Source organism: Streptomyces sp. W16 (genome assembly GCF_033194735.1).
GTDB lineage: Bacteria > Actinomycetota > Actinomycetes > Streptomycetales > Streptomycetaceae > Streptomyces.
In genome coordinates, this window is record NZ_JAWOAI010000420.1 from 1 (window position 1) to 9,003 (window position 9,003).

At 70.6% G+C, this 9,003-nt stretch carries 11 protein-coding genes and 1 pseudogene; 5 read left to right on the plus strand and 7 right to left on the minus strand.

What is annotated here, in order from left to right; translation table 11 throughout:
• Together R6V09_RS38560 and serB are read left to right on the plus strand one after the other, a co-directional pair.
• Positions 1-261, plus strand: a pseudogene (locus R6V09_RS38560) (hypothetical protein); the annotation flags it as partial.
• A gap of 149 nt (positions 262-410) precedes the next feature.
• Positions 411-1,619: a phosphoserine phosphatase SerB gene (gene serB / locus R6V09_RS38565; RefSeq protein WP_317886138.1), complete on the plus strand. Its 1,209-nt coding sequence runs from the start codon at positions 411-413 to the stop codon at positions 1,617-1,619.
• 97 nt (positions 1,620-1,716) lie between these two features.
• On the opposite strand, the gene R6V09_RS38570 is transcribed toward serB, so the two are convergent.
• From R6V09_RS38570 to R6V09_RS38585, 4 genes are all read right to left on the minus strand, one after another.
• Positions 1,717-2,235, minus strand: a complete 519-nt coding sequence (locus tag R6V09_RS38570; protein WP_317886139.1) for a SixA phosphatase family protein — start codon at positions 2,233-2,235, stop codon at positions 1,717-1,719.
• A gap of 65 nt (positions 2,236-2,300) precedes the next feature.
• The gene (locus tag R6V09_RS38575; protein ID WP_200711686.1) at positions 2,301-2,507 is read right to left on the minus strand and encodes a hypothetical protein; all 207 of its coding nucleotides are present in this window, start codon (positions 2,505-2,507) and stop codon (positions 2,301-2,303) included.
• Positions 2,508-2,708: 201 nt separating this feature from the next.
• The gene (locus tag R6V09_RS38580; protein ID WP_019060691.1) at positions 2,709-2,825 is read right to left on the minus strand and encodes an SGM_5486 family transporter-associated protein; all 117 of its coding nucleotides are present in this window, start codon (positions 2,823-2,825) and stop codon (positions 2,709-2,711) included.
• 48 nt (positions 2,826-2,873) lie between these two features.
• The gene (locus R6V09_RS38585) at positions 2,874-4,190 is read right to left on the minus strand and encodes a CynX/NimT family MFS transporter (protein ID WP_317886140.1); all 1,317 of its coding nucleotides are present in this window, start codon (positions 4,188-4,190) and stop codon (positions 2,874-2,876) included.
• 70 nt (positions 4,191-4,260) lie between these two features.
• Here R6V09_RS38585 and R6V09_RS38590 point away from each other — a divergent pair, with 70 nt between their 5' ends.
• Complete coding sequence (locus R6V09_RS38590) at positions 4,261-4,956, plus strand: FadR/GntR family transcriptional regulator (RefSeq protein WP_317886141.1); 696 nt, start codon at positions 4,261-4,263, stop codon at positions 4,954-4,956.
• Here R6V09_RS38590 and R6V09_RS38595 read toward each other — a convergent pair.
• The 3 genes from R6V09_RS38595 to fabG all read right to left on the minus strand — a co-directional run bounded on the left by R6V09_RS38595 (position 4,931) and on the right by fabG (position 6,955).
• On the minus strand, positions 4,931-5,287 hold the full coding sequence (locus R6V09_RS38595) for a hypothetical protein (protein WP_317886142.1): 357 nt from the start codon (positions 5,285-5,287) through the stop codon (positions 4,931-4,933). The genes R6V09_RS38590 and R6V09_RS38595 overlap by 26 nt on opposite strands.
• Before the next feature lie 175 nt (positions 5,288-5,462).
• On the minus strand, positions 5,463-6,230 hold the full coding sequence (gene fabI / locus R6V09_RS38600; RefSeq protein WP_317886143.1) for an enoyl-ACP reductase FabI: 768 nt from the start codon (positions 6,228-6,230) through the stop codon (positions 5,463-5,465).
• A 5-nt stretch (positions 6,231-6,235) separates the two neighbouring features.
• On the minus strand, positions 6,236-6,955 hold the full coding sequence (fabG, locus tag R6V09_RS38605; RefSeq protein WP_317886144.1) for a 3-oxoacyl-[acyl-carrier-protein] reductase: 720 nt from the start codon (positions 6,953-6,955) through the stop codon (positions 6,236-6,238).
• Between the two features lie 241 nt (positions 6,956-7,196).
• Between fabG and R6V09_RS38610 the strand changes: the two genes are divergently transcribed.
• Together R6V09_RS38610 and R6V09_RS38615 are read left to right on the plus strand one after the other, a co-directional pair.
• Complete coding sequence (locus tag R6V09_RS38610; protein WP_317886145.1) at positions 7,197-8,720, plus strand: TldD/PmbA family protein; 1,524 nt, start codon at positions 7,197-7,199, stop codon at positions 8,718-8,720.
• A partial coding sequence (locus tag R6V09_RS38615; protein WP_327097250.1) for a PmbA/TldA family metallopeptidase occupies positions 8,717-9,003 on the plus strand: 287 nt, incomplete at its 3' end. The genes R6V09_RS38610 and R6V09_RS38615, both read left to right, overlap by 4 nt.

Sequence of the window (9,003 nt, forward strand, 5' to 3'; positions counted from 1 at the left end):
CGGGACGCCTTCGCGGGACTGGCCGGGGGACGACTCGGACGACGGGCAGCAACCTCCGCCGCCACCGCCACCGCCCCCTCCGGGGAGGCCCAAGGGACGCCGGTGATCCACTTCGGCGTCACCCGAGCCGTCGCGCCCCGCCCGTCCGGCCGTATCCCCGCGCCAGGCGCCGTACCGGTCGTCTCCTGTCCGACGCCCGGCGCCCCGCCCAGTCCTGATCGGCACCGCACCCCACCCCGACCGACTCGACGCGTCTCCTGACCGTCCCCGAACCGGCTCGTGACCGCCCACCCGCCCCTTCGTGATCGCCCCGTAAGATTCCCGCCACCGATCCGACACCCACTGTTCCGTGTCCGCTAGGCGGACCTCTGCGGCATAAGGCACTCCGTGCCGGATACGGTGGGTACACCATGAGCGCTTCGCAGACCTCTGACGTCCCCACTCTCCTCGTCAAGATCTTCGGCAAGGACAGGCCGGGCATCACGGCCGGACTCTTCGACACCCTCGCCGCCTACTCCGTCGACGTGGTCGACATCGAGCAGGTCGTCACGCGTGGCCGGATGGTGCTGTGCGCACTCGTGACGCCGCCGCCGGCCGGGCTCGAAGGGAGCCTGCGGGCCACCGTGCACAGCTGGGCCGAGTCGATGAAGATGCAGGCGGAGATCATCTCCGGCCTCGGCGACAACCGGCCGCGCGGACTGGGGCGTTCACTCGTGACCGTGCTCGGCCACCCCCTCACCGCGGAGTCCACCGCCGCGATCGCCGCCCGCATCACCAAGGCCGGCGGCAACATCGACCGCATCTTCCGGCTCGCCAAGTACCCCGTGACAGCGGTCGAGTTCGCGGTGTCCGGTGTGGAGACCGAGCCGCTGCGCACCGCCCTCGCCACCCACGCGTCGGCCTTGGGCGTCGATATCGCCGTCGTGGCGGCGGGACTGCACCGGCGGGCCCAGCGGCTCGTCGTCATGGACGTCGACTCCACGCTCATCCAGGACGAGGTCATCGAACTCTTCGCCGCGCACGCCGGCTGCGAGGACGAGGTCGCCGAGGTGACCGCCGCCGCGATGCGCGGAGAGCTGGACTTCGAGCAGTCGCTGCACGCGCGCGTGGCGTTGCTGGCGGGGCTGGACGCCTCGGTCGTGGACAAGGTGCGCAGTGAGGTGCGGCTGACGCCCGGCGCCCGCACCCTGATCCGTACGCTCAAGCGGCTCGGCTATCAAGTGGGCGTCGTGTCAGGTGGGTTCACCCAGGTCACGGACGATCTCAAGGACCGGCTCGGGCTCGACTTCGCCCAGGCCAACACGCTGGAGATCGTCGACGGGAAGCTGACCGGCAAGGTCACCGGCGAGATCGTCGACCGCGCGGGCAAGGCACGGCTGCTGCGCCGCTTCGCCGCCGAGGCGGGCGTACCGCTGGCGCAGACCGTGGCCATCGGCGACGGCGCCAACGACCTGGACATGCTCAACGCAGCCGGTCTCGGCGTCGCCTTCAACGCGAAGCCGGTCGTACGGGAGGCCGCGCACACGGCGGTGAACGTGCCGTTCCTCGACACCGTGCTGTATCTGCTGGGCGTCACCCGTGAAGAGGTCGAGGCGGCGGACACCCACGACGAGGACTGACCTCGGGACACAACTCTCTTCGGATACACCCTCACCGCTTTCAGGAGCCCGGCACCGCATGGCGCCGGGCCCCTTCGCTGTGGGGCAGGCTGCCGGTCTACTCGGACGGCGCCCAGTAGTCGGTCAGTGTCGCCACGCCCGGCTCCAGGGACTTCCAGGAGCCGTCGAAGGTCAGGACGGCGAAGGCGGCGGTCGAGAAGCCGCGGCGGGTCAGCCGCTCGCGGGCTTCGCCGGTGTCCTCTCCGGAGAGGATCTCGGTCAGGCCCTGGACGCCCGGGTTGTGGCCGATGAGGATCAGGTTCCGACTGTCGTCGGGCGTCTCGTTCAGCACGGCGATCAGCTCGCCGGGCGAGGCCTCGTAGAGCCGCTCCTCGTAGACGGTTTTCGGCCGGTGCGCGAGTTCGTGAACGGCCAGCTTCCAGGTCTCCCGGGTGCGGGTCGCGGTGGAGCAGAGGGCCAGATCGAAGGGGATGCCGGTATCGGCCAGTCTGCTTCCGGCGGTGGCCGCGTCCAGGCGGCCCCGCTCAGCGAGCGGCCGCTCGTGATCGGTCACCTCGGGCCAGTCGGCCTTCGCATGCCGGAAGAGGACAATCCTGCGGGGTTCTGCGACGCTCATGGGATCCAGCTTCGCATGAAACAGGCCATGGGGCGCAGGGAGTTGACGGGCGGCTTTGCCCGTGCTCAGCGGGCTATGAGCTGCTGCGCCCGCTCGAAGAGGTGGGTGATCATCGGGTCCGAGGCCGCCGCTTGCGCGTCCGTCGGGTTGAGCATCATCACGAGCAGCACGACGAAGGCGAGCGCCGGCAGGGCGAGGGCCCACCACGGCAACCTGATGTCGACGCCGCCCGTGGTCGCCGGGTGGGGCCGGGTGTGCGTAGGGGCCGACATGTGTGCCTCCGCTGGTCTCCGAGTGGTCCGCGATCCGCTTCTCGCGGTCACACTTCGAAGTTACGGAACGCGCGGCCCTCAACCCATCCGGAGATCCACCCACTTGACCCTGAGCCTCACCCCCTAGGGGATGGTGGGGAGAACCCCACCATCGGCCCACGGAGGCGCATTTACCGGCACACGGTCACCAGGAGACGGCGCTCACGGAGAGGCGATCGTCGCGATGATGGCGATGACGATGAAGATGGCGAAGAACGAGCCGAAGACGATGAGCATCTTCCGCTGGCCGTTCTGGGGGTTCGGATCGAGCACTGGCATACGGCAAGTCTCGCACCCACCGTCGGTGCCGCATCCGCCGGGGCGGGATCAGCGCGCCGCCTCGTCCTCCACCGTACGGTCGCGTCCCGCGAGGACGCCCACGGCCATCTGCGGGACCATCAGGCCGGCCATGAGGGCGATCGGCAGTCCCCAGCCGCCGCTGTGCTGGTAGAGCACGCCGACCAGGAGCGGCCCCGGGATGGAGATGAGATAGCCGGCGCTCTGCGCGAAGGCCGACAGCTGGGCGACGCCCGCGCCGGTCCTGGCCCGCATGCCGACCATCGTCAGGGCCAGCGGGAAGGCGCAGTTGGAGACGCCGAGCAGCAGGGCCCAGGCCCAGGCTCCGCCGGCCGGCGCGAGGTACAGGCCCGCGTATCCGGCGAGGCCGCAGACGCCGAGCACGATGACGATCGGCCCCTGCCGGGGCAGCCGGGTGGCCACGCGCGGGATGACATAGGCCAGGGGCACGCCCATCGCCATCGTGACGGCCAGCAGCAGCCCGGCCGTGCCCGCGGAGACACCCGCGTCCCGGAAGATCTGCGCCATCCAGCCCATCGTGATGTACGCGGCGGTGGCCTGGAGCCCGAAGAACACGGCGAGCGCCCAGGCGGTACGGCTGCGGGTGATCCGCAGTTCGGGCCGCGCCCGCCCGGTCTCCCGCGCGCGGGAGGGCCGGTCCGCGGGCGCCTCCCGGTGTCGTGCGAGAGCGATCCACGGCAGTACGGCCGCGGCGGCCAGCGCCGCCCACACGGTCAGGCCGGAGCGCCAACTGCCGCCCAGGGCCTCGGTCATGGGCACGGTGACCGCCGCCGCGGCGGCGGTCCCGAGGGCGAGGGCCATCGAGTACAGGCCGGTCATGGAGCCGACCCGGTCGGGGAACCAGCGCTTGACGATCACCGGCATCAGGACGTTGCTGACCGCGATGCCCATGAGCGCGAGCGCGCTGCCGGCCAGGAAGCCCGCCGTGCCACCGACGTACGGCCGTATGAGCAGGCCCGCGGTGATGGCGACCATGCCGGCGCAGACCACCGTGCTCGGGCCGAAGCGGCGGGCCAGGCGCGGGGCCATGACGCCGAAGGCGGCGAAGCACAACGGGGGGACGGACGTGAGCAGTCCGGCGACGCTGCCGCTCATGCCGAGGCCGTCGCGGACCTCTTCGAGGAGGGCGCCGAGGCTGGTGATGGCGGGACGGAGGTTCAGTGCGGCGAGCACGATGCCGACGACGACCAGACGCGTCGTCCACGCGCGCGTGGACGCGGACGGTCCTCCTGTCGGTGCCGGGAATTCGCTCGCGGCCGGGCCGCCGCTGTTCGTCGTCGTGGACTTCGCTGTCCGGGTTTCCTCGCTCACCATGCCGCCCATCATAGAATCATGGGATGATTGGTTGTCCATCCCCGGGTGGCCCGCTCCCGCCCCGCACATGCGAAGGTGTGCCATGCCCCTGAGCCACCCCCGTCGTTCGGCGCTGTCCGAGCAGGTCATCGCCGCGCTGCGGAACGAGATCACCTCGGGCGAGTGGCCGGTCGGCTCCCGGATCCCGACCGAGCCGGAGCTGGTCGAGCAGCTCGGGGTCGCCCGCAACACGGTCCGCGAAGCCGTCCGCGCGCTCGCGCACAACGGTCTGCTGGACATCCGCCAGGGCTCCGGCACCTACGTCGTGGCGACCAGCGAGCTGGCCGGCGTGATGCACCGCCGGTTCGCGGACGCCGACCCCCGGCACATCGCCGAACTGCGTTCCACCCTGGAGTCGTCGGCGGCGCAGCTGGCGGCCGGCCGGCGCACCGAGAAGGATCTCAAGCAGCTGGACGCCCTGCTCGTACGACGTGAGGAAGCGTGGGAGTCGGGGGACGCGGAGGCCTTCGTGACGGCCGACGCGACCCTGCACATGGCCGTGGTGGCCGCCTCGCACAACGACGTCATGACGGCGATGTACGCCGACCTGGGCGAGGTGCTGCGGGACTGGCTGCGTGCGGACGTCGGTGAGGAGCTGACTCCGGAGTCGTACATGGACCACACGCGGCTCGTGGACGCGATCCGCGCGGGTGACGCGCGGGGGGCCGCGGCGGAGGCCGCGGGCTATCCGTTCGTGTGCCGCCCGGGGCGGTTCAGCTCGCCCTCTTCTGGTGGCTGACCCACACCGCGCGGACGTCCTCCCAGCAGCGGCCGGCCAGCCGTACGGTCTGCGCCGGTCCTGCGTCGATCCCGGTGCCGTCGCTGTCGATGTCCCACCAGCGGTCGCACTCGATGTGCAGGCTGACGCGGTCGGTCTGGGGGTACGGGTTGTGGCAGTACGCGATCACATGCGAGCCGTGGACGGCGGTGCGGCACGCGGCGCCGAACAGCTGGGGTGCGGCGGCCGGTTTTCGGGCCTCCACGCGTGCGTGGGGCATCGCCTCGTACGCCAGGGAGATGACGAGCGCGAAGGCGGCGGTCACTGAGGCCAGGCTGCGGGAAAGGCGCACAAGGGGAACCTCCTCGGCGGTGCTGGGGAGGAAATCGCGTGGTGAACGCGTAATCCAGAGTGCGCAGTTGTGGCCCGCCCCCGCCCGGTCTGCGGGGCCGAACGGGTGACGCCCCGTTTCCCGCGCGGTGCGGGAAACGGGGCGTCGACGCCGTAGGAGAAGTCGGGCCGGGAGGTCAGGCGCCGATGGCGTGCAGGCCGCCGTCCACGTGGACGATCTCGCCCGTGGTCTTCGGGAACCAGTCGCTCAGCAGGGCGACGATGGCCTTGCCGGCCGGCTCCGGGTCGTTGAGGTCCCACTCCAGGGGGGAGCGGTTGTCCCACACGGAGGCCAGCTCGCTGAAGCCCGGGATGGACTTGGCGGCCATCGAGCCGAGCGGGCCCGCGGAGACGAGGTTGCAGCGGATGTTCTGCTTGCCCAGGTCGCGGGCGAGGTAGCGGCTGGTGGCCTCCAGGGCGGCCTTGGCCGGGCCCATCCAGTCGTACTGCGGCCAGGCGAAGGACGCGTCGAAGGTGAGGCCGACGACCGAGCCGCCGTTCTGCATCAGCGGCAGGCAGGCCATGGTCAGCGACTTCAGGGAGAACGCCGAGACGTGCATGGCCGTGGCGACCGACGCGAAGGGCGTGTTGAGGAAGTTGCCGCCCAGCGCGTCCGGCGGCGCGAAGCCGATGGAGTGCACGACACCGTCGAGGCCGCCCAGCTCCTCGCCGACGACGTCGGCGAGACGCGCGAGGTGCTCGTCGTTGGTGACGTCCAGCTCGATGACCTTGGTGGGCTTGGGGAGCTTCTTGGCGATGCGCTCGGTCAGCGTGGGCCGCGGGAACGCGGTCAGGATGATCTCCGCGCCCTGCTCCTGGGCCTGCTTGGCGGCGTGGAAGGCGATGGAGGACTCCAGCAGCACACCGGAGATCAGGACGCGCTTGCCCTCGAGAATTCCGCTCATGGTGATCAGTGACCCATTCCCAGTCCGCCGTCTACGGGGATGACGGCTCCAGTGATGTACGAGGCGTCGTCCGAGGCGAGGAACCGCACCGTCGCGGCGACCTCCTCGGGCTGCGCGTAACGGCCGAGCGGCACCTGCTTCACGATGTTCTCGCGCTGCTCGTCGCTGAGCACCTTGGTCATGTCGGTGTCGACGAAGCCGGGCGCGACGACGTTGAAGGTGATGTTGCGCGAACCCAGCTCACGCGCGAGCGAGCGAGCGAAGCCGACCAGGGCCGCCTTGGAGGCGGCGTAGTTCGCCTGACCCGCACCGCCCAGCAGCCCGACGACCGACGAGATGAGGACGACACGGCCCTTCTTGGCGCGCAGCATGCCGCGGTTGGCACGCTTGACGACGCGGAAGGTGCCGGTGAGGTTGGTGTCGACGACCGAGGTGAAGTCCTCCTCGGACATGCGCATGAGGAGCGTGTCCTTGGTGACGCCCGCGTTGGCGACCAGGACCTCGACCGGACCGTGCTCGGCCTCGATCTCCTTGTAGGCCTGCTCCACCTGCTCGGTGTCGGTGATGTCGCACTTCACGGCCAGGCAGCCCAATTCAAGGAGGGCAGCCGGCGGCTCACCCGAGCGGTACGTGATCGCGACCTTGTCGCCGGCGTCGGCGAACGCACGGGCGATGGCGAGGCCGATGCCCCGGTTGCCTCCGGTGACGAGAACCGAGCGGCTCAACGGATCACCCTTTCGATAGCGGTCTTACGCGCCTGCCCGGTACACCCTGGTTGACAGACGGCCTTATCGAAAACCTATCGGTCGGCCCGCTCCACGGGACAATCGGGCACCGACAGTGGCTTAGGGGGCTCACTGTCGGGTCTCTACAGAAAGAGCCGACGCCGGGCGGAAACGTGTGGTCCCCGCGCCTGTCCGCGCGACATGATCGGACCCCACAGGCCACGACAGCAGGGAGACCTCCGTGCCTCATTCCATCGACGAAGCCTTCACGGCGCTTCCGCTACGCGCTCTGGCCGACGCCGCACTGGCACGCGCGCGTGCGCTCGGGGCCGAGCACGCGGACTTCCGGTTCGAGCGGGTGCGCAGCGCGTCCTGGCGGCTGCGGGACGCCCGGCCCGCCGGCACGTCGGACACCACCGACCTCGGGTACGCGGTGCGGGTCGTGCACGGCGGCACCTGGGGGTTCGCGTCGGGGGTGGACCTGAGTCTCGACGCCGCCGCCAAGGTCGCCTCGCAGGCGGTGGCGATGGCGAAGCTCTCCGCCCAGGTGATCAAGGCGGCCGGGTCGGACGAGCGCGTCGAGCTGGCCGCCGAGCCCGTGCACGAGGAACGGACGTGGATCTCGTCGTACGAGATCGATCCGTTCTCCGTGCCCGACGAGGAGAAGGCGGGGCTGCTGGCGGACTGGAGCGCCCGGCTGCTCGCGGCGGACGGCGTCAACCATGTGGACGCGTCGCTGCTCACCGTGCACGAGAACAAGTTCTACGCCGACACCGCCGGGACCGTGACCACCCAGCAGCGCGTCCGGCTGCACCCGCAGCTGAACGCGGTGTCGGTCGACGAGTCGAGCGGTGAGTTCGACTCCATGCGCACGATCGCGCCGCCCGTGGGACGCGGTTGGGAGTATCTGACGGGTACCGGCTGGGACTGGGACGAGGAGCTGGCGCGGATCCCCGAGCTGCTCGCCGAGAAGATGCGGGCGCCGAGCGTCGAGGCGGGCCTGTACGACCTCGTCGTCGACCCGTCCAACCTGTGGCTGACGATCCACGAGTCCATCGGCCACGCCACCGAACTGGACCGCGCGCTCGGCTACGAGGCCGCCTACGCCGGCACCTCCTTCGCCACCTTCGACAAGCTCAACAAACTCAAGTACGGCTCCGAGCGGATGAACGTCACCGGCGACCGCACCGCCGAACACGGCCTCGCGACCATCGGCTACGACGACGAGGGCGTCGAGGGCCAGTCCTGGGACCTGGTCAAGGACGGCACCCTGGTCGGCTACCAACTCGACCGCCGTATCGCCAGGTTGACCGGCTTCGACCGCTCGAACGGCTGCGCCTACGCCGACTCCCCCGGCCATGTCCCGGTGCAGCGCATGGCCAACGTGTCGCTGCAGCCGGACCCGGCGGGGCTGTCCACGGAGGATCTGATCGGCGGGGTCGACCGCGGGATCTACGTGGTCGGCGACCGGTCGTGGTCGATCGACATGCAGCGCTACAACTTCCAGTTCACCGGGCAACGGTTCTTCAAGATCGAGAACGGGCGGATCACCGGGCAACTGCGGGACGTCGCGTACCAGGCGACGACCACCGACTTCTGGGGGTCCATGACGGCCGTCGGCGGTCCGCAGACGTACGTCCTGGGCGGCGCCTTCAACTGCGGCAAGGCCCAGCCGGGTCAGGTCGCCGCGGTCTCGCACGGCTGCCCGTCGGCCCTCTTCACGGGCGTCAATATCCTCAACACGACCCAGGAGGCCGGTCGATGAGCACCCGTACGAACAAGCCGCACGAGGTCGTCGAGCGCGCCCTCGAACTGTCCCGGGCCGACGGTTGTGTCGTAATCGCCGACGAGCACTCCACCGCCAACCTCCGCTGGGCGGGCAACGCGCTGACCACGAACGGTGTCACGCGCGGGCGCACGCTCACCGTCATCGCGACCGTCGACGGCAAGGAGGGCACCGCCTCGGGGGTCGTGTCCCGGTCCGCCGTCACCCCGGAGGAGCTGGAGCCGCTCGTACGCGCCGCCGAGGCGGCCGCGCGCGGGGCCGA

Excerpts from the sequence above, each read along its gene's own strand:
- serB (WP_317886138.1), top strand. The coding sequence starts at position 411 with ATGAGCGCTTCGCAGACCTCTGACGTCCCCACTCTCCTCGTCAAGATC.
- R6V09_RS38570 (WP_317886139.1), bottom strand. The coding sequence starts at position 2,235 with ATGAGCGTCGCAGAACCCCGCAGGATTGTCCTCTTCCGGCATGCGAAG.
- R6V09_RS38575 (WP_200711686.1), bottom strand. The coding sequence starts at position 2,507 with ATGTCGGCCCCTACGCACACCCGGCCCCACCCGGCGACCACGGGCGGC.
- R6V09_RS38580 (WP_019060691.1), bottom strand. The coding sequence starts at position 2,825 with ATGCCAGTGCTCGATCCGAACCCCCAGAACGGCCAGCGGAAGATGCTC.
- R6V09_RS38585 (WP_317886140.1), bottom strand. The coding sequence starts at position 4,190 with ATGATGGGCGGCATGGTGAGCGAGGAAACCCGGACAGCGAAGTCCACG.
- R6V09_RS38590 (WP_317886141.1), top strand. The coding sequence starts at position 4,261 with ATGCCCCTGAGCCACCCCCGTCGTTCGGCGCTGTCCGAGCAGGTCATC.
- fabI (WP_317886143.1), bottom strand. The coding sequence starts at position 6,230 with ATGAGCGGAATTCTCGAGGGCAAGCGCGTCCTGATCTCCGGTGTGCTG.